The 20,157-nt window shown below is 67.2% G+C and carries 19 protein-coding genes; 13 read left to right on the forward strand and 6 right to left on the reverse strand.

Going from position 1 to position 20,157, the window contains the following annotated elements:
• Positions 1-152: 152 nt before the first annotated feature.
• On the reverse strand, positions 153-530 hold the full coding sequence (locus U9983_RS12330) for a hypothetical protein (RefSeq protein WP_322754150.1): 378 nt from the start codon (positions 528-530) through the stop codon (positions 153-155).
• A gap of 254 nt (positions 531-784) precedes the next feature.
• Positions 785-1,354: an HdeD family acid-resistance protein gene (locus U9983_RS12335; RefSeq protein WP_322754151.1), complete on the reverse strand. Its 570-nt coding sequence runs from the start codon at positions 1,352-1,354 to the stop codon at positions 785-787.
• A gap of 342 nt (positions 1,355-1,696) precedes the next feature.
• On the opposite strand from U9983_RS12335, the gene U9983_RS12340 reads away from it, so the two are divergent.
• The 8 genes from U9983_RS12340 (at position 1,697) to U9983_RS12375 (ending at position 10,756) form a co-directional block, all read left to right on the forward strand.
• Complete coding sequence (locus tag U9983_RS12340; RefSeq protein WP_322754152.1) at positions 1,697-2,248, forward strand: hypothetical protein; 552 nt, start codon at positions 1,697-1,699, stop codon at positions 2,246-2,248.
• Positions 2,249-2,582: 334 nt separating this feature from the next.
• The gene (locus U9983_RS12345) at positions 2,583-2,864 is read left to right on the forward strand and encodes a hypothetical protein (RefSeq protein ID WP_322747106.1); all 282 of its coding nucleotides are present in this window, start codon (positions 2,583-2,585) and stop codon (positions 2,862-2,864) included.
• A 705-nt stretch (positions 2,865-3,569) separates the two neighbouring features.
• Positions 3,570-4,700 (forward strand): sugar ABC transporter substrate-binding protein, encoded by a 1,131-nt coding sequence (locus U9983_RS12350; protein WP_322747107.1) that lies wholly within the window; start codon positions 3,570-3,572, stop codon positions 4,698-4,700.
• 106 nt (positions 4,701-4,806) lie between these two features.
• Positions 4,807-6,363 carry a sugar ABC transporter ATP-binding protein gene (locus U9983_RS12355; RefSeq protein WP_322754153.1) on the forward strand — a complete coding sequence of 519 codons (1,557 nt, stop codon included), beginning with the start codon at positions 4,807-4,809 and terminating at the stop codon, positions 6,361-6,363.
• Between the two features lie 67 nt (positions 6,364-6,430).
• Entirely contained in the window at positions 6,431-7,705 is a 1,275-nt protein-coding gene (locus U9983_RS12360; RefSeq protein ID WP_322754154.1) for an ABC transporter permease, read from the forward strand.
• A gap of 99 nt (positions 7,706-7,804) precedes the next feature.
• Positions 7,805-9,304, forward strand: a complete 1,500-nt coding sequence (locus U9983_RS12365) for an aldehyde dehydrogenase family protein (protein ID WP_322754155.1) — start codon at positions 7,805-7,807, stop codon at positions 9,302-9,304.
• 57 nt (positions 9,305-9,361) lie between these two features.
• Positions 9,362-9,847 (forward strand): nuclear transport factor 2 family protein, encoded by a 486-nt coding sequence (locus tag U9983_RS12370; protein ID WP_322754156.1) that lies wholly within the window; start codon positions 9,362-9,364, stop codon positions 9,845-9,847.
• A gap of 42 nt (positions 9,848-9,889) precedes the next feature.
• Entirely contained in the window at positions 9,890-10,756 is an 867-nt protein-coding gene (locus U9983_RS12375; protein WP_322754157.1) for a TIGR03619 family F420-dependent LLM class oxidoreductase, read from the forward strand.
• Here U9983_RS12375 and U9983_RS12380 read toward each other — a convergent pair.
• From U9983_RS12380 to U9983_RS12395, 4 genes are read right to left on the reverse strand one after another with little or no spacing between them, the layout of a single operon-like run.
• A complete protein-coding gene (locus U9983_RS12380; RefSeq protein ID WP_322754158.1) occupies positions 10,753-11,895 on the reverse strand; it encodes a thiolase family protein in 1,143 nt (380 codons plus the stop codon). The genes U9983_RS12375 and U9983_RS12380 overlap by 4 nt on opposite strands.
• A gap of 17 nt (positions 11,896-11,912) precedes the next feature.
• Positions 11,913-12,404: a Zn-ribbon domain-containing OB-fold protein gene (locus U9983_RS12385; protein WP_416211379.1), complete on the reverse strand. Its 492-nt coding sequence runs from the start codon at positions 12,402-12,404 to the stop codon at positions 11,913-11,915.
• Complete coding sequence (locus tag U9983_RS12390; RefSeq protein ID WP_322754160.1) at positions 12,401-13,621, reverse strand: CaiB/BaiF CoA transferase family protein; 1,221 nt, start codon at positions 13,619-13,621, stop codon at positions 12,401-12,403. Before U9983_RS12390 ends, U9983_RS12385 begins: the two co-directional genes overlap by 4 nt.
• A gap of 1 nt (position 13,622) precedes the next feature.
• The gene (locus U9983_RS12395; protein WP_322754161.1) at positions 13,623-14,924 is read right to left on the reverse strand and encodes a CoA transferase; all 1,302 of its coding nucleotides are present in this window, start codon (positions 14,922-14,924) and stop codon (positions 13,623-13,625) included.
• Between the two features lie 294 nt (positions 14,925-15,218).
• On the opposite strand from U9983_RS12395, the gene U9983_RS12400 reads away from it, so the two are divergent.
• From U9983_RS12400 to U9983_RS12420, 5 genes are all read left to right on the forward strand, one after another.
• Positions 15,219-16,316, forward strand: a complete 1,098-nt coding sequence (locus U9983_RS12400) for an NADP-dependent oxidoreductase (RefSeq protein WP_416211380.1) — start codon at positions 15,219-15,221, stop codon at positions 16,314-16,316.
• A gap of 175 nt (positions 16,317-16,491) precedes the next feature.
• Complete coding sequence (locus U9983_RS12405; RefSeq protein WP_322754163.1) at positions 16,492-16,956, forward strand: nuclear transport factor 2 family protein; 465 nt, start codon at positions 16,492-16,494, stop codon at positions 16,954-16,956.
• A gap of 59 nt (positions 16,957-17,015) precedes the next feature.
• A complete protein-coding gene (locus U9983_RS12410) occupies positions 17,016-18,185 on the forward strand; it encodes a cytochrome P450 (RefSeq protein ID WP_322754164.1) in 1,170 nt (389 codons plus the stop codon).
• Positions 18,182-18,442 (forward strand): ferredoxin, encoded by a 261-nt coding sequence (locus U9983_RS12415; protein WP_322747120.1) that lies wholly within the window; start codon positions 18,182-18,184, stop codon positions 18,440-18,442. Before U9983_RS12410 ends, U9983_RS12415 begins: the two co-directional genes overlap by 4 nt.
• A 306-nt stretch (positions 18,443-18,748) precedes the next feature.
• On the forward strand, positions 18,749-19,930 hold the full coding sequence (locus tag U9983_RS12420; protein ID WP_322754165.1) for an amidohydrolase family protein: 1,182 nt from the start codon (positions 18,749-18,751) through the stop codon (positions 19,928-19,930).
• The last annotated feature ends 227 nt before the right edge of the window (positions 19,931-20,157 follow it).

A 20,157-nucleotide genomic window follows, 5' to 3' on the forward strand; every position in this document is an offset into this window, starting at 1 on the left:
GGGGCTAGCCGTCGGCTGTGCGGGCACCGTCGGCCCAGCGCGATGGACGATAGTGGAATCAACAGAGGTCATGAAATCCTCCGATGCTCGCCGGGATACCGGTTGCAGAGAGCCCGGCACGTCTTCCGCTCGCTGCACCGTGGCCTGTCTGACTACGGCGTCAACAGGCCAGGTGACAGTGGCGTGATTGTCAGAGGACGAGGACGAGGACGACCAGACCCGCGGCGACGGCGTCGAGGTCTGCATCGATCGGTTCGGACATATTGACAAGGGGCTGCTCGGGGGATGTGCAGAATGTGCACACCGGCGGTGGCCGTCCAGTCCCGGACCACCTCGTCCTTGGTGTAGAGGTTCTCGGGCTGGGAACGGTCGACGCGAACGGTCGCACCGGCGTCGACCGGCAGGCCGAACTCGGCGGCGGCTGCGGCGGGATTGGTCAGGATACGCCCGAGCGCGGCATCGTCCCGCCACGCGGCCAGGAGTAGTTCCGTGTACTTCTCCACGAACAACTCTTCGTTCTCGATTGCCATGGCGAGTTCTCCTCTCGGTCGACGGGTCTTCGGGAATACCCCGGTCAATCGACCCACGCCAGACGTTATGAAGCGGATTGCGCAGCCTCAAGACGCGGCGCTTTCCCGGCAGGAACTCCAGCCGATGGCGCTCGATGGGCGGCTCGGATCGATGGCGAACAAGGCCGAGTGGCCTGTCCGCCCACCCGCCGCCGGTCGTGCCGATTCAGTGCGGACCGCCGGTGGAGGCGGTTCTCAGCGCGGGAGATCCGCCATCAGGGGGCGGTGGCCGCCAGCGCCCGGCGAAGGCTCAGCGCAAGGATGATCTGCGTGACCCCGTGAACGATCACCCAGATTCCGAAGACCACGGCCAGGACGTAGACGGTCGCAGACGGCCAGGACATGGCCACGATACCGGCGATCACGCACAGAATGCCGACCAGGGCGGCTCGCCCACGTCCAGGATCGTTCGCCGGAGCGGCCGAGGCCATGATCAGCCGGATGAATCCGGCTACTATGAGGGACACCCCAACTATCACAGCCAGCGCCCAGAGCGTCACAGCAGGCCAGGCAAGTGCCACGATTCCGCCCACGACCAGCAGGACGCCGAACACGGCCGCCATGGCAGGTTCCGGCGCCCGTCCCGCCGCGAGCACCTCGGTGATCCCGGACAGCACCATAGCCAACCCGACCAGGATCGCCAGAGTGCTCGCCGAGTCGGACGGGTTCGCGACGAGCACGACGCCGAGTGCTGTCACGGCGATGCCCAGCACAAGGAGGACGGCCCACACTGCACCGGCGGCGTCGCCGTACCCTCGATGCTCTGTCGCTGTTCTGGACATCATGACCTCCCTGCATCCGGTGCGGCCACGCGATGGTGATGCGCGGTGGCGCACCGAGGGTGTTCCCCCATTTCGACCGCGCCAGTCCCCGCGGGCATCGCCTGACCTGATGGCAGCGTCGACGGCGCTGCCCGGGTAACGGCGCTGCCCGGAAAACAGAATTGCCCGGGTAACGGCGCTGCCCGGGAAACCGCGCTGACCACGGAATCATCTGATGGATTACGCGCCGGGTTGTCCGTTGTGATGAAACCATTACCACAGTGCGCGGTATGTGACGCCTCGACCCCGCGCGACGGCCTACGTTTCCAGGGAAACGTCCACTTCGGATATCTGCTGGGGGCAAGCATGACCGCCAGAACCCTGCGGCGTGCCGGTGTCGTCACCGTCACCGGGATGCTCGCCGCGCTCCTGGGTGCCGCTCCGGCCAGCGCCTTCCCCTCCCTCACCGCCGGCGGCGACCCGGGCGCCACGGCGGCCGGTGCTGCCGGTGACGTGTCCCGCATAGCCGTCGACATCACCCGCGGTGCGCTGTCCAGCGCCGCGAATGCCGTCTCCGGCGTTGGTGGAACCAATACCAACGCCAGCATCACCTCTGGCTCAGGTTTCGGCTCCGCCCCGGGAGCCAACGCCGCCCCGGGAGCCAACGCGGGCTCGGGAGCCAACGCGGGCTCGGGAGCCAACGCGGGCTCGGGCACCGGCGGCAACGATGGCGCCGACCCCGGCAGCATGGGCGAGAACACAGCCAATGATGTTGCTCATGCTGCCTTGAATCTCACCCGCGGTGCGCTCTCCAGCGCCGCGGACGCCCTCTCCGGCGTTGCCGGCTCCGGCTCCGGGTCCGGATCCGGATCCGCAACGGGCGGCGGTTCCGGGACCGGTGGTGGGTTCCCGGGGTGACATCGACCGCCGGGATCGGACCGGTACCCGCTACCGGACCCTGACGGCGTCGCGGTGCTGGTCGCCGTACGCAACGACACAGCCGGACCGGCGTGACCTCACGCCGGTCCGGCTGTGTCGTTGGGCTGTGTCATTCGGTTGTGTCAGCCGGTTGTGTCGGTGGGCAGGTCCACGGGATCGGACAGCTACCCGCGCATACCGGGCCGACCGGTTGGCTTCGCATTATCATGCGAGGCATCGCATGGCTGGTCGCCCCTGCCCGCACCACCGACCACCAGCCACCGCATCATGGTCGGTGGCGGGTGCGAGGTCGGATGGGTGAGGGGGCGAGCCAGTGGCTGGCCGGGACGTCGAATACGACCGACCGATTCTGCTGAGCTGTGGGCGATGCGGTGTCCGTTGGACGGCGTTGAACGCCGCCCACTGCCCGAGCTGCCATGAAACCTTCGTCGGGGTGAGTACCGGATTCGACACCCATCGGGTCGATGGCAGGTGCGCTCCGCCCGCGCAGGTCGGCTTACACCGCGACGGCGGCTACTGGTTGACCAACGGCGAACGTGCCCCCGGCAGGATCCTGGTGGTGGGTAGCGACTCCCGCACACATCCGGTGGACTGAGCTCGCCCTGCACGACGCCCACGGCGACGATCATGCATCGGCGCCGTGGGCGTCGGTGACGCCGCGGGCGAACTCGTGGAACCGTATTCCTCATGAGGAGTCACCGGCGAGGGGACCCTCCCGTAGGACCGGCGTCCGTGCCGGCCGATGCGCGTGACCGTCCCGCATCCCTCCCTTGCGGTTAATCGTCATGACGTTTATGGTCTCCGTGTGACGTGGACCACGGTTGATACGGGCAGCGTGGACGCCCTCCGGTATCTCCTTGGCTCGCGTGTCCGGTCCGGCGGTACCGACGGTTGGCGAAGGGGAGGGCATACCTCGTCCGTGGCCACGGCGGCTGGCGACTCTTGGGGCCTCCGAGCGCGCGAAAAGGACCATGATCGCGTGCACTTCGGCCAACTGGATGACGGCCGGGCGTGTCTGGTTCCCGGTGGATCTCCAGAAGGGGGCCGCCGAGCATGTCCTTGACAGCGAACATCGCGAGGAATAATTTTCCTGGCACTTGATCCGGCTCTGACTCGGCGTCCAGGTGCGACACCGCCGACAGTCCTTCCCCACGTCCAGCTGTTTCCCAACTGATCCTCTATCACTCGGCGACGGCATTCCGAGACGGTGGCCGGCCGGTGCCGGCGCTGTGTCAGGATGCCTGCCTTTTCCTTCAAGGACCGACGGGGTAATCACATGCATCGCAGTTCTCGAAGAGTAATGCCCCTCGTCGTCGGCGTGGTCCTCGCGCTGTTCCTCGCGGCGTGCGGCAGTGATTCGGACTCGGCGACGCCGGCGGCGGTAAACCCGAGTCCGGCGTCCGACGCGTCGTTAGCAGCAGCCAAGGCGAACCTCGCCAAGTACCTGACGCCGCCGACGAGCATCGTTCAGTCCACGCCGCTGAAGTCTGCGCCGCCGAAGAAGAAGGTCGCCTTCGTCCAGTGCGCGGACCCGAGCTGCGCCATCCTGGCTGGCTTCGTCAAGGACGCCACCAGCGCCCTGGGTTGGAGCCTGACCACGCTGAGCGCCACCGCAACCGATCCGGGTTCGGCCATTCAACAGGCCATCGACGCCGGCGTGGACTACATCGCCACCACCGGCTTTCCCGTCGACCTGTTCAAGCAGCAGATGAACCAGGCGAAGGCCAAGGGCATCCCGCTGTTCATGTGCTACACCACGGACGTGCCCGCGGGACCGGGCAACAATCTTTTCTCGGACTGCAACGACGCCACCGCCGCCAGTGCCTTCGGCGGCGCGATGGCCGACTTCATGGCTGTGGATTCGAACGGCAAGGCCGACATCCTGCAGGTGACGATCCCCTCCTACCCGGTTCTGACGGCACAGGCCGACGGGGTGACGGCCGAGCTCGGCAAGAACTGCCCCAGCTGCAAGATCCACAATCTTGAGACGACGGTCAACGACCTCGCCGGTGGCGCCGTGCCGCAGAGCATCTCCTCCTACCTGCAGGCAAATCCCAGCGTCAACTACGTCTTCTTCACCTACAGCGGCCTTGAGAAAGGTGTGCCGGCCGTCCTGAAGACAGCCGGCCTGTTGGGGAAGGTGAAGCTGGTCGGTACCCAGGGGGCGCAGCCGCAGTTCAACGAAGTCATCAACGGCACCTCGACGGCATGGAGCGCACTCCCGCAGGAGCTCGCGATGTGGACGATGGTGGACCAGATGGCTCGTGTCGCAGTCGACCAGTGGTCGCTGCCGGACGAGCGCAAGGCCGCGATCTCGCCGTTCTATCTCGTGAGCACACCCGACCAGGCGAAGGCCATCGTGGACGAGAAGAACGGCTGGCCCGGGCCGGCGGGTTTCAAGGACACGTTCAAGAAGCTGTGGGGTCTCTGAGGTCACGGCAAGCTGAAATCAGACGGTTCGCCGAAGAGTGCGCGATCATCGTTCTTTCACGCACTCTTCGGCCCCAGCAGGCGCGGGGTGTCAGGTCAGTTGAGTAATGGTGAGTGACGGCGAAGTCGAGACAGCGTCGCAGGAGGACCGGGCGAACGTGCCGGCCCTGGACATCCGCAACCTGTCCAAGACGTTTTCCGGGCAGGTGGTCCTCGACCGTGTCGATCTTGCCATCGCTGAGGGAAAGGTGCACGCCCTCGTCGGGCAGAACGGCTCCGGCAAGTCCACCCTGATCAAGATTGTGGCGGGCTACCATCGGCCGGACCCGGGCGGCGGCGTCTGGGTGCACGGTATGCCGTTGCAATTCGGATCAGCGGCGGCGCACGAGGCCGGAATCCGTTTCGTCCACCAGGACCTGGGGCTGCTCCTCGACCTCAGCTCGGTGGAGAACCTCATGCTGGGACTGTCCTACCCGCGGGGCTTCCTCGGCCGGATCCGCTGGCGGGAAGCCCGCCGGCAGGCGCAGGAGCGGGTGGCGCGGGTCGGGCTCGACATCGATGTCCGCGCCCCGGCGGGCGAACTGGGGCTGGCCGACCGCACAGGTCTCGCGATCGCGCGGGCGCTTCCCGAACCGGACCAGGGTAGGGCGGTGTTGGTGCTCGACGAACCGACCGCCGCCCTGCCGGCGGCCGACGTGGACCGGCTGTTGGCGACGATCCGGCGGCTGCGGGACGCCGGACACAGCGTGCTCATCGTCTCGCACCATCTGGACGAGGTCCTCGACATCGCGGACCACGTCACGGTCCTGCGCGACGGCCGGAAGGTCGCATCGGCGGATGCCGCCGGCATGGACCGCGACACCCTCGGCCGGCTGATGGTTGGTCACGACCTGGTCATCTCGACCGGGCGTGACGAGGCGGTCGAGGCGGCCGGGCCCGTCGTCCTCGGACTTGAGGAGATCGCCGGGGGAACCGTCGCCGGAGTGTCCACCACCGTGTGCCGTGGGGAGATCGTCGGAATCGCAGGCCTGACCGGTTCGGGTCGCGAGGTGCTGGGTGCAATGCTCAGCGGACGGATGCCCCGGACGGGCCAGGTGTCCGTGGACGGTGTCGCCGTCCCGTCGGCGAATCCCGCCGCGGCCATGGCTGCCCGGCTGGCCTTCGTACCGGGCGAGCGGGCGCGGTATGGCACCTTCGCCACCCTGACGGTACGCCAGAACCTGACCATGGGGTCGCTGCACCGCCATGTCCGGCGCGGCTACATCGACGCCGGGTCCGAGCGCCGGGAGGTTCGTACCTGGGTCGACGAGCTCGGGATCGTGACCCGCGGCGTGGACGCGCCCATGACGAGCCTGTCCGGAGGTAACCAGCAGAAGGTGCTCGTCGCCCGCGCGTTGCGCCTGTCCCCGAAGGTGCTCGTGCTCGACGACCCGACCGCCGGCATCGACGTGAAGGCGCGTGATCAGGTCCACAGCATCATCGAGCGCAGCGCGGACGCGGGAACGGCGGTCCTGCTGGTGTCGACCGACAGCGAGGAGCTGGCCCGCCTGGCCGACCGCGTACACATTCTGAGTCACGGACGTGTCGTGCGCACACTGCGCCGGGGCGTCGACCTTTCGCCGGAAGCCGTTGATCATGCACAGGTATCGCTGGGAGCGCCATGAGCCCTTTTTTCGACCGGCGGTCCTGTGATCAAGACCGCCTTCCTCCTGTATCTCCCGAGGTGGAGCAATGTCGTTAGAAATCGGTCGTCGACCCACGGCCGACGGCACCGCGGCCGACGGCACCGCGGACCGGGCCGGCGCCCAACCGGCCGGGCCCGTCGCCGCCCAGCCACCCGCTGTGGAAGCCGGGACCGCGAAGGGCGGGGCCGGTCGTGGTGTCGCGGGCGGTCCGTACCCGCCGGGGCCTGTCCGGGCGCCGGTCAGCCTCACGGTCGGCAAGTACAGCGCTCTACTCCTTTTCGCGCTGTTCATCGTCATCTTCGGAGCGCTCAAGCCACATTTGTTCCTGACGGTCAGCACGTTCCGTCTCACCTTCGGCGAAGGCGTGGTGACCGCGGTCCTGGCGCTGGCCTTCCTGGTCCCGCTCGCGGCCGGCATCTTCGACCTGTCGATCGGCGCGATGATGGGTCTGTCGCTGGTACTGATCAACTGGTTCGCGGCCAACACCGACATCCCGGTCGGCCTGGTCTGCCTCGGCGCTGTGCTGGTGTGCTGTCTGGTCGGACTGGTCAGCGGCTTCCTGGTGGTGCGGTTCCGGGTCAACTCGCTGATAGCCACCCTCGGCGTGAGCCAGGTGCTCACCGCCGTGGGACTGAAGGTCTCTGACAACCGCCAGATCACCGGCGCGTTCTCCGACCGGTTCGCGACGCTCGGCAGCACGAACCTGCTGGGCGTTCCGGTGGTCGTGCTCTACCTGCTGGCGCTGGCGGTCATCCTGTGGTTCGTTCTGGAGCACACGCCGGTCGGGCGCTACCTGTTCGCGGTCGGCAGCAACCCGGAGGCCGCACGGCTGGCCGGCCTGCCGGCGGAGCGGCTCGTCTACGGCTCGCTCATCGCCTCCGGCGGGGTGGCCGGGATCGCTGGCGTCATCTACGCGATGCGGGTCGGCGCCTATACCGCGGACTCCGGTTCAGGTCTGCTGTTCCCCGCGCTGGCAGCGGTGTTCTTCGGGGCGTCGCAGTTCTCCCGGCGGCCCAACGTGTGGGGCACGCTGGTCGCATATTTCGCGCTCGCGTTCGGTGTCAAGGGCCTGCAACTGGCCTTCGGGCCCGGCACCTTCTGGATCCAGCCGCTGTTCCAGGGCGTGGCCCTGCTGATCGCCGTCGCGCTGGCGAGTCGACAGGTCGCCCAGACCCGGCGCAGCCGGCGAACGCAGGCGGCGGCTGCCGAGTCCGAGTCCACGTCCGGATCCGGGTCCAAGTCCGGGTCCAGGTCCGGGTCCGGGTCCGGCGCGCAGCCTGAGCCCGTCGCGACCGGCGAGCCACGTGCCCCGGCTCCGTGACGCGGTGTCCCTGTTGCCGGTTGCTCTCAGTGCAGTCGCTTTCAGTGCATCTGGACCTTTTTCTGCAGATATCTCTTCTATCGGATCGGAGTACCTTCGGTGATCAGTACGTCGGACAATTCCTCGACATATCCGATTTCGGCGGAAACCGCACGGCAGCTGGCACGCCCCCTGTTCGGTCACGTTATCGACGGTGAGGTCGTCCCGGCTGCCGACGGAGCGACGATGGCGGTCGTCGATCCCGCGACGGAACGGCAGGTCGCCACCGCCGCTGCCGGCTCGGTGGCCGACGCCGAACGGGCCGCACAATCTGCACGCGCCGCCTTCGATGACGGCCGGTGGCGGTTCCTCCCGCCCTTGGAAAAAGAACGCCGGATGCGTAGGCTCTCCAGCCTCCTGACGGAGCGGGCGGACGTCTTCGCCGAGATCGATGTGATCGACGCGGGCTTGCTGCGTTTCTATGAGGGCTTCATCGTCCAGTTCGCGGTCGACGGTATTGACTACTACGCGGGCTGGCCCTCCAAGCTTTCCGGAACGATCCCGTCGGTACCGTCGGACCTGGCCGTGTATCAGCACCGGGAGCCGATCGGCGTCGTCGGCCTGATCACTCCGTGGAACGGGCCGACGGCCGTGTTCGCCTCGGTGGCCGCCGCCATCAGCGCGGGCAACAGCGTCGTGCTGAAGCCGGCCGAGCAGACCCCCATGTCGGCGGTTCTCATGGCGGAGCTGGCGCTCGAGGCGGGGATTCCGCCGGGGGTCTTCAACGTCGTGCAAGGTGTCGGTGAGGTCGTGGGCGCCGCACTCGTCGCCTCTGCCGACATCGACGCCCTGTCGTTCACCGGGTCCGTGGCGACCGGTTGCGCGATCCAGGCGGCCGCCGCCGCACGGGTGAAGCGGGTGAGCCTCGAACTCGGCGGCAAGAGCCCGTTCATCGTCTTCCCCGACGCCAACCTGGAGGCCGCCGCCGCAGCGGCCATGGCCGCGGTGTGGGGCGCATCCGGACAGGTGTGCACCGCGGGTAGCCGTCTGTTGGTGCACCGTTCCGTGCACGACAAACTGGTAAGCATGATCATTGAAGGGTCGCGTGACATCCGGCTCGGCTCGGGTTTCGACCCCAGTAGCCAGATGGGACCGCTGGTGTCCGCGGAACAGCTGGAGCGGGTGCAGCGCTACGTCGGCTACGGCCGTGACGAGGGCGCGGAGCTGGTGCTCGGCGGTGAGCGTCACGGCGATGTCGGCTACTTCCACCAGCCGACGGTGTTCACATCCGTGCGCAACGACATGCGGATCGCCCGCGAGGAGATCTTCGGGCCCGTGATGTCCGTGCTGGAGTTCGGCTCGGAGGAGGAGGCCATCGCCATCGCCAACGACACCGAGTACGGCCTGGCGGCCGGCGTGTGGACCAACGACCTGGGCCTGGCACACCGCATGAGCAGAGCGCTACGGACAGGCACGGTGTGGGTGAACACCTTCCAGATGGTCTACCCGACGGTGCCCTACGGCGGTGTGAAGTACTCCGGGCATGGCCGCACCCTGGGCGCGGCCTCTCTCGACGAGTTCACCCAGCTCAAGAGCGTGTGGATGAAGGTCGGGCCTTGACACGGCAGCGCCGCAGCAGACGTGGCACCCGCCAGGACGGCTGCGAAGGGAGCGAGCATGCGTACAGCGGCCGAGATTGAGGCCGGTTTGGACCGCGCCGACGTTACCGAGGTGCTTTACAGGTATGCGTCGTGTATCGACAAACGGGATGTCGACGGGATCCGTGTGACCCTCGCCGACGACCTGTGGGCGCAGTACGGCAACGCTGATCCCATCGTCGGCGGTGACGCGGTCGCCAATTGGATCGACGAAGGCACCCGGGAATGCGTCTGGCAGCATCATCTGCTCAGTGTTTACCATGTGGACCTTGTAGCGGATCACGCCACGGCGCTCATCTACCACACCTCGCACCAGGTGTTCCGCGCATCGCCGGAAACGGTGCACGTGCTCGTCGGCCGGTACCATAACCAGCTGCGACGCACAGCGGACGGTTGGAAAATCAGCAGGCTTCTCTTCGAGATTCTCTGGGGCGAGCGTCGGGTGGACTCCACCGGTTACCTCGCTGCCGTCGGCGGCAGCGGCCCCCAGGTGTATCCCCGTTGACGCGGCCGGACCGGTGAGATTCAGCTGAGGCCGGAAGGGACGATGATGCGGATCGGCCTGTCGGTATACGACATGGGTGCGCGTGACCTACTGGACCTCGCCGTGGCGGCCGACGACCTCGGCTTCGATGCCCTCTGGCTCGGCGAGCATCTCGTCCTGCCGTACGACTACTCCAGCGAGCACCCCACCCAGGGCGAAACGGCGCACCAGCATCACACCCGGCCGATCATCGACCCGGCCACGAAGCTGCTGGACCCGTGGTCGGCGTTGAGCGCCGCCGCGGCGCTCACGACGAGGGTGAAGCTCGCGACGGGCATCTACATCCTGCCGTTACGTCACCCGCTTCTGACAGCTCGTGCCGCCTGCACGACGCAGGAGATCGCTGCCGGCAGGTTCATGCTCGGGGTCGGAGCCGGTTGGCTGCGCGAGGAGTTCGCCGCCCTCGGCGTGCCGTTCGACGAACGTGGATCCCGCCTCGAGGAGTGCCTGGAGGTCCTGCGGTCGGCCTGGAGCGGAGGACCCTTCGAGCATCAGGGTAACCACTTCACGACCGGCAGGATCCAGGTCACCCCCCGGCCCGTTGCGGTGCCGCTCGTCCTCGGGGGGAACACGGACCGGGCGCTGCATCGCGCAGCCCGACTGGGGGACGCCTGGTTCAGTTCCGGCACGCCCTCCTTCTCCGACGCGGTACGGCTTCGCGACCGGCTCGCGGCACTGTGCGAACAGTACGGGCGTGCGATGATTGCCTGCTACTTCCGGTTGGAAGGCCAGGATCTGGAACTGGTGCCCCGCTACGAGGCCGAGGGGATCATCAACCTGGTCGTGTGGGCGGACCAGATATGGCGCGGGGCCGACCTGGCGCAGAAGCGAGCGTGTCTCGCCCGCGCTGCCGACAGATTCATGATCTAGCGGGTCAGCACGGTGCAGGCGCTGACCCCCGGCGCGCCGTAGACGTGGCTGAACGCCACCGTCGGGTTCGCGGGCACCTGTCGCGCCGCGGCGGCCCCGCGCAGCTGCAGGACGTTCTCGTACACCTGACGCAGACCCGACGCGCCGATCGGCTCGCCGTTGGCGAGGCAGCCACCGTCGGTGTTGATCGGAAGGCTGCCGCCGATCCCGGTGGCACCCGTTGCCAGCAGTTCCTCTTGCTCACCGTCTTTGCACAGGCCGCACTCGGCCATGTGACAGATCTCCGCCCCGGACTCGGTGTCCTGGATCTGCGCGACGTCGACATCGCCGGGGGCGACCCCGGCCAGCTCGAACGCCGCCCGGGCCGCGTCCACACTCGGGCTGTCAGCGCGTTCGGGCGCCAGCCACGGGCTGAACACCTCGAACGAGCCGAACCGGCGTGAACGTAGTACCGCGGACCGCAGGTACACCGGCGTGTCGGTGTACCTGCGCGCGCGGTCCGCCCGGCACAGCACGAGCGCGACTGCGCCTTCCCCCGGCGAGCAGAACATGTACTGCGTCAGCGGATGGCTCACCATCGTCGACGACATGATCGCTTCTTCCGTGTGCGGGATACGGCGCCACGCGTTGGGGTTCAGCGAACCGTTGTAGAAGGCCTTGACCGCCACCTTCGCCAGTATCGACGGACTGAGGCCGTACGTGTGCAGGTAGCGCTGCGCCTTCATCCCGAAGAACTGGGTCGTCAGCATGAGTCCGGTTTCGCCGTACCACTGCCCCAGGCCGACCGTCGCGGGATCGGCGTCGAAGGCACCCCGCGGGTGCTTGTCGAAGCCGATCACCATCCCGAGTTCGTACGCGCCCGACCTGATGGTACTGTCCGCGTTGATCAGTGCGCTGCCGCCCGTCGCGCATCCGTTGGCCACGTTGACGAACGGGATGCCGGTCAGCCCCAGGTCCGAGACGAGCGAGTCGGCGGCCCCTGCCGCGAGGCTGCCGCCGAAGGCGAACTGGATGTCGGGCCATTCCAGGCCCGCGTCCGTCAGCGCAGCCCGAGCCGCGTAGGCTCCCTGCGCCCGTCCGCTGACCCCCTCGTGTCGCCCGAACGGATGAATTCCGATGCCCACGATGGCGACATCCACGGCGCACTCCTTTGTGGTTACTTGTGGTTACCCAGGTTCGGGGTCTGGTTTCCGTCTGATCCCCGTTCCGGGTCACCGGATCGGACGGGGGAGAACGCATAGGTGAGGACCTGGGTGCCGTCGTCGTCGTGACACAGGGGCACGAGGACCAGCTCCATCGGCTCCCCGATGTGCAGCCGCTGCGGGTCGTTTTCGGTCAGGACGGCCTCGACGATGACCGCGCCGGGAAGCTCCACGTATCCCACGCCGTAGGGCGTGAACGGCTCCGGACCGGCGTAGGGCGGTTTGGGACGGAAATTCTGCACGGTGAAGGACCACAGTGTGCCGCTGCGGGGGAGAAGGCGGTCCTTCATGTCCATTCGGGTGCATTTCGGGCACGACTGCTGGCGCGGGAAGGTCGTCGTCCCGCACGACCGGCAGCTGCTCGCGACGAGGCTGGGCCCGTCGTCGCCCTCGACGAACAGTCCGTCGTCCACCGGCCGTGTCCGTACTACAGGTCTGCTCATCATCGGTCTGCCTCCTCGGCGCCGGGTACGTGTCCAGTGTGTTCACCCAACCGTGGCGCCCGCGTGGGAGCAACGGTCTGGAAGGACGAGAACCGGTAGGGGCTCGTCGGGACCAACGCGCTGAGATCGCTGTCGAAGGCGACCGTGGTGAAGAAGTTCCTCGCCTGCAGGTGCTCGTCGTCCAGGACATCCTCGGGGGCGTTGACCGGCCCGATCGGCAGCCCGCGCCGTTGCCCCTCGTGGTAGGCCGTCGTGGCGTCCTGCAGGAGGAACAGGCATTCGATGAGTTCCTGAATGTGCTGAAAGTTCTGCTGGCGGTGCGCCAGATCATCGTAGGCTGTGTCGGTCAGGTCCGCGGCGACGCCGAGGCTTTCCATCCATGCGACCAGCGCATCCCAGGGCTTGCGGTCGGCGAGGATGAGCGCGAAGTAGACCCATCGGTCATCGGCGCAGCGGAACAGCGCCGGCTGTGTCGGCACGGGCTGGGCGTGGCGACAGGTCTGCCTGTGCACGAGGACCTTCGGGTAGAACCAGTATGGATTCGCCAGTTCCCCGCTGACAGCGAGCGACTCGTGCATGGACACGTCCACCAGCTGCCCCGCACCTGTCCGCTGGCGATCGAGTAACGCCAGCAGCAGGCCGCAGTGGGCGAAACTCGTCGCCGTGTGGTAACCTTGATTGCCGCCGGGGCGGATGGGCGGGATCGAGTGGTCGTCATAGCCGCAGCTGGCCAGCGGGCCGCCCGCGGCGAGTCCGACCAGATCGCAGGTGCGGTAGTCCGCCCACGGGCCGTCCAGCCCGAACGCGGTGACCGACAAGATGATCAGTTGCGGATGCGTGGTCAGCAGCTCGGAGTAGTCCAGGCCGGCCGCGGCGATCTCGCGCGGGCGCAGGGTGATGAGCAGGACGTCCGCGCCGACGAGCAGGCGGTGCAACAACGCCTGGTCCGATTCCGATCCGTCGGAGACCACGCTGCGCTTGCCGAAATTGTAGTACCAGAACGTCAGGCTCGTGTCGGCGCTGACGACGTCGTGCGCGAAGGGACCGATCCGCCGCGTCGGTGATCCCTGCGGTGGTTCGATCTTGATCACGTCGGCACCGAGCTCCACGAGGAGTCGTCCGGTCCCTTCACCAGCGGGGTCACCCGCCCACTCGACGACCGTCAGCCCCGAATACGGAAGCGGCGGGGAACCGGGTGTCCCGGTCTGGGACGTGGTCATCTCAGATCACACCCGCCGCGGCGAGGTCGGCCACTTCGTTCGTGGACAGGCCGAGGATGTCGCTGAACACGTAGGAGTTGTCCTCGCCGAGCAGCGGGGCTGACCGCCAGTTGTCCTGTTCGACACGGGAGAACGCCACCGGTGTCCCCTCGAAGCGCGCCGGGCCGATCACCGGGTGGTCCAGCTCGAAGAACGTGCCGCGATGGGCAAGCTGCGGGTCGACCTCGTTGAGGTCGCGCGCGTCCTGGACGGCACCTGCACAGACGCCGTTGTCCTGCAGCAGTGTCATGACCTCATGCGGTGACCGCTGTCTGGTCCACTCCGCGAGGTGGGCGTCGAGCGCGTCAGCGTGGGCGAACCGGCTCGATCCGCTGGCGAAACGCGGGTCCGTCGTCCATGCGGGGTTGCCGATGGCTTCGGTCAGACGGTGCCAGTCGGTGTCGTCGAAGACTGCGACGGCCACCCACCGGTCCTCGCCGGCGCAGGGGTACACCCCGTGCGGGGCAGCCTGCGGGTGTTCCAGCCGGTTACCCGGGGGGAAGCCCGGCCGGCGGGTCGGTCGTGCGTTTACGGTGACGTCCAGCAGATCGGGACCGAGCAGGCTGACGCCGACCTCCACGGCGGAGGTGTCGATTTCCGTGCCCTTCCCGGTCGCGTTGCGATGCATGATCGCCATGAGCAGGGCCGCGCTGTTGTAGTAGGCAGCCTGGTTGTCCATGTAGGACAGACCCCAACCCGAGGGCTCCCGGTCGGGTAGGCCGCTGATGAAGGACAGTCCGCTGACCGCCTGCACCACCGGCCCGTAGCTGCGGTAGGAGTGGTGCGGGCCGTTCTGGCCGAAACCGCTCATGTGGGCGTAGATGACCTCGGGGCACAGCGCGCGTAGCCGTTCGTAGGTCAGATTCCAGCCTGCCATGACGCCGGGAGCGAAGTTCTCCGTCACCACACTGCTTTGTGCGATGAGTCGCTCGGCCAGTTCCCGGCCCTCGACGGACCGCATGTTGATTGTCACGCCGAGTTTGTTGCGGCTGTAGTTGTTGAACAGTCCGCCCTTGTCCGGGTCGGGATCGGGATCCTCCGCGCCGAACGAGCGGGAGTCGTTCTTGTAGAGCGGTAATCGGCGGGGCATGTCCAGCCGGGTCCGGCTTTCGATCTTGATGACCTCGGCGCCGAAGTCCGCGAGCATGCGGGTGGCGACGGAACCGACGCCCATCCAGCAGAAGTCGGCCACGCGGATGCCCGACAGCGGCCCGCGTCGGGCCCGGGGCTGCCGTTGCACCAGCGACGGATGCCGAGCGTCCACCGTGTGACCTCCCTGTACGCGGGTGTGTAGCCGACTTTATTTCTCATGATGAAAAGCCGCAAGCCCCGGTTGCGACCGCTCTGGCCTGGCCTGCTCTGCTCTGGTCTGCTCTGGTCTGCTTTAGTCTGTCGTCGACGGTGGAGATGGTGGTGACGCGGTCACCCGCCCAGCCGGCGGCGGGAAGGGGCGACATGACCCTTGTGGCTTTTCATCACGACGAATATTGTGCGAATCCGGCATGGCGCAGCCCACCGCGGTCCACCGCGGTCATGGCGCGAGCAATAGCCGATGACGATGCGCCGGCGGGGCGAACCGGGTGGAGAGGAGCCAGCGGTGACCGGTAGCCGGGAATGGCACCTGGTGCGCCGTCCTGCGGGATGGCCGACGGACGACGATGTGGCTCTGGTCGAGGTCGACATACCCGACCCCGGCGCTGGTGAGCTCCTCGTGCACAACACCGTGATGTCGGTGGAACCGTACATGCGTGGCCGGATGAGTGCGGTGGCCTCGTATGTCGAGCCCTATGCGCTCGGCGCCCCGATGCAGGGACACGCGGTCGGCGAGGTGGTTGCGTCCGGTGTGTCCGCCATCCCGGTCGGCCGGCACGTGGTCCACCGGGCGGGATGGCGGGAGTACGCGCTGGTAGCCGCCGCGGATGTTGAACCCGTCGACGTTGAACCCGTCGACACGACCGGGTTTCCCGACTCCACGTACCTCGGTGCACTGGGCATCACGGGTATGACCGCCTATGTCGGGCTGCGCCACGTCGCCGCGTGCACACCCGGAGAAACCGTGTTCGTCTCGGCGGCGGCCGGTGCGGTGGGCGCCACGGTCGGCCAGATCGCCAAGGTCATGGGCTGCCGTGTCATCGGCAGTGCAGGCTCCGAGGAGAAGGTCCGCTTTCTCACCGAGGATCTGGGGTTCGACGCCGCGTTCAGCTACCGTGATCAGCCTGTGCGGGCGTCGCTCTCCGCGGCTCTCGCGCAGCTTGACACCGACGGTTTGGACGTGTATTTCGACAACGTCGGGGGAGAACAGCTGGAAGCCGCGATCCGGGTGATGCGCCCGTTCGGCCGCATCGCGCTCTGTGGGGCGATCTCCACCTACAACGCGACCGAGCCCGTACCTGGTCCACGCAACCTGCTGCTGATGATCTGGCGGCGGCTGCGGATGGCGGGTTTTCTCGTCGGTGACCATGCCGACCAGCGCGCCGCATTCACCGGTGACATGTCGCGCTGGCTGCGCGAGGGCGCTGTCCGCAGTGTCGAGACGGTTGTCCACGGTGGTATTGAGGCCGCTTGGCCGACCTTCCTGGCCATGCTCCGCGGCGACAACGTCGGGAAGATGATCGTGTGTCTCGACCAGTCCGCTGGTAACGAATCGGATCACTGATCACCCTTGACAAGCTAGTTCGTTATAAGGAATCTGTCTCCAACCTCGCCTTCAGCCATCGACGAAGGTGTGACATGCGGCCGGAATCGACCCGCCAGAGCGATGCGGACCGGCCGGTTGGCAGTGTCACCGCAAGTCACCGCAACCGATCCCCCCATGGCAGGAGGAGCACCGGATGACCACTGTGAAGACGTTCGAGGATGTCCGCGACCACATCAACGCGAGCGACACGCTCTACCGTTACTGTTCGACGGTCGACCAGAAGGATTTTGTAGGTTTACGCACGGTGTTCGACGACGACGCTCGGATGCGCTTCAACGCAGCCGGTACGTGGAGCGAGTGGGTCGAGGGCGCCGATGCCATCGTGGCCTGGGTCGACAAGATGACGGCGGACCGCGGCTTCCAACACCACCTTGTGTCTGTCTACCACGTCGACGTCGAAGGCGATCAGGCCTCGGCGCTCGCCTACCTCACCTCCCACCAGGTTGCCGCCGACGACCCCAACCAGGTTCTGCAGATGTCCAGTCGTTACCGCAACCGGCTGCGCCGCGACGGTGACGGTTGGGTCATCACCGAGATCCAACTCGAGATCGGCTGGATCGAGGTCCGGACGTTCGACCAGAGTCTGGCACTCGGCTGATGTCGGCGCCCGTACCCACACCCATGCCGGAGCGCGCGACGCCCGCCGGGTCCTGCCCGGTGGTCAACTACGACATCATGTCGCCGCGGCCGGTGCTGGCGGGCATCGGAGAGATGGCGCAGCTGCGTGAGGCGTCCCCCGTCTACTGGAACAGTTTCGGGGCCGGCTTCTGGATGATCACCCGCTTTGATCAGTGCCGCGAGGCCTACCAGAACCCCGAGGTCTTCGGTAGCGACTCGGTGATCGTCCTGGACCCGAACCCGGGTTACCGCTGGATTCCGACCAATGTCGCCCCACCCGAGCACGGCAGGTACCGTCAGATCCTCAACCCGCCCTTCTCACCCCGTGCGGTCGCCCGGGCGACGCCCCGGATGCGCGAACTGTGCGACCGGACCATCGACGCCTTTCTCGACTCCGGTGGCTGCGAGTTCGTGGCCGACTTCGCGGCGGTGTACCCGACCCGGGTGTTTTTGTCGATCATGGGTTTGCCTGAGACCGATGACGCGTTGTTCGTCGAGTGGGTGGACACGGTCTTCGACGCCTTCACCGATCCTGAGGGCCAGGCCCGGACGATGGCGGCGATGGGCGCGATGACCGAGTACTTCATCGGTGTCGTCGCGGATCGGCGGGCGACGCTGCGCGACCCCGAGAGTGACTTCGTCAGCTATCTCATGACAGCACATTATGAAGATAGACCGTTGCGTGATGACGAGATTCTGCAGATGTGCGTTGTGTTGGTGCTTGCGGGTCTCGACACCGTCAAGAGCCAGCTGAGCTATGCGTTCCACCATCTGGCGACGACGCCGGAGCACCGTCGACGGGTGGCGACCGAACCGGGGGTGGTGCCGACGGCGGTCGAGGAGTTCCTGCGGGCGTTCCCGATCATCCAGGATGGCCGAAAGATCACCCGTGACGTGGACTTCCACGGCTGCCCGATGAAGAAGGGGGACATGGCGCTGCTGTTGCTCGGTGCGGCCATGCGCGACCCGCGCTCGTTTCCAGACGCTGACCAGGTCGATCTCGACCGTGCGGTCAACCGGCACATCTCCTTTGCCGCCGGACCGCACCGGTGCCTGGGCTCCCATCTCGCGCGCGCCGAGATGGCGGTTGCGCTGGAGCAGTGGCACCGGCGGATCCCCGACTACCGGATCGCGGGCGGTGAGCCGGTGCTGGAGCGCGGTGGTGCAGCCGGGCTGGTCGCCCTGCCGCTGGTCTGGGACCGGTCATGACCGCCGATCCGACAACGGGGGAGCGGCTCACCGTGCAGATCATGGTCGACCCCACCCGGTGTACCGGGCAGGGCCGCTGCTATTCGCTCGCTCCGGAGGTGTTCGACACCGATGACGACGGTTTCTGCCTCCCCCGCGGCGTCACCTTCGTGGTGACCGCGGACCGGGCACAAGCGGCCCGGCTCGGCGCCAGTTCGTGTCCGGAAGACGCGATCACGGTCGCGGCCGGTCCGCCGGGGCCGGCGGTGGACGTCTGACAGGTGAGGTACCTGGGTGGATCGGGCCGCGTGAGCCGGACGCGTGCGCCGTGGGTCGGCGCCTGGGCGGCACTCGATGGGGTCGCCCAGGTGACCGGGTCAGTGCCTGCGGTAGCCGAAGTCGTTCGAGGCCGCAATGTGGACCGGTCTTTCCGTTCGGCGAGAGGAAATCGCGTCCGCGCTACATTTCCGGGACCGCTTGTCGGATTTCCTCATAAGAAATAAGGTATAGATCACATCAGAGTGCGGCCGGGACGCGCGTCGTGACATCCGGCGTCTCCCGAAGACCTCGAGGGGAGCGGCGTCATGGCCGGGACGGCAGTGACCGATGGCATCAGAGTGATCGACGCGGATACCCATGTGATCGAACCCGCCGATCTGTGGACGTCGCGGATCTCCACGGCGAAGTGGGGTGATCTGGTTCCGCACGTCCGCTGGGATGACGACCTCCAGGAGGAGGCGTGGTATTTCGGCGACGCGCGCCTGTCGGCCACCGCGGGCGGAGCGATGGCCGGTTGGGCGGAGTTCCCGCCGAAGCATCCCCGGCGCCTCGCCGACGTCGACCCGGCGCTGTGGAACGCCCCCGATCGGCTGCGCAAAATGGACGAGTACGGGATCTGGGCGCAGGTGCTGTATCCCAACGTGGCGGGGTTCGGTACCGGGAGGTTCCTCGGACTCAAGGACCCCGAACTGATGGTGCGCTGCATCCAGGCGTACAACGACTACCAGACCGACTGGGCGAGCGCGGACCCGTCCCGGCTGCTGCCCATGGCGGCGCTGCCCTTCTGGGATCTGGCGGCGAGCGTCGCTGAGATCGAACGAACAGTCGCGATGGGGCACCGGGGCGTGATCATGGCTCAGGAGACCGACTTCTTCGGTCTGCCGCTGCTCGGTGATCCGCACTGGGACCCGATCTGGGCGACCGCCCAGGATCTCGGCGTTCCGGTGAACTTCCACATCGCATCGGGCGACCTGTCCCTGATCGAGAAGAACTTCCCGGGTAACGGGATCCACGCGAACTACGCCTCGGTCGGGGTTTCCTTCTTCATGGGCAACGCCCGTGCCATCGCGACCGTCATCTGTGCCGGGATCTGCCACCGCTTCCCGAGGCTGAATTTCGTCTCGGTCGAGAGCGGAATCGGCTGGCTCCCCTACGCCCTCGCCGCTTTGGACTGGCAGTGGAGGAACTGCGGCGTCCCGATCGAACACCCCGAATACGACCTGCTGCCCAGCGAGTACTTCCAGCGCCAGATCTTCGGCTGTTTCTGGTTCGAGCGGGAGACCGCCCGGCAGGCGATCGAACTTCTCGGAGCCGACAACTTCCTCTACGAGACCGACTTCCCGCACCCGACGAGCATGTCGCCCGGCCCGGCGAGCGCGGCGATCCGGCCGGACCTGTTCGTCGCGGAGGCGTTCGCGCAGCTGCCCGGCGACGCGCTGCGCAAGATTCTGCACGACAACGCCGCCCGCATCTACCATCTGGACTGATCCGGCCCGACCGGGCCCGCCGTCGGTGGGCGCGGAGTGCGGGTTGGTTCGGGCCGTCCGCGTGCACACATGATAGTCAACAATGTTGACGAGCCTTGTTCACGATTTGATCTTCAATGGCGCCTGTTCCTTGTGCACGAGTCGACCGGCCTGCTTTGCTGACGGAAAACTGACGATTCTCGGCCAGATCCGCGGCGGGTCTCCTTTGGGCGACGCCGGCCGGTATG

The sequence above is a fragment of the Protofrankia sp. Cas3 genome (assembly GCF_963555955.1).
Classification (GTDB): Bacteria; Actinomycetota; Actinomycetes; order Frankiales; family Frankiaceae; genus Protofrankia.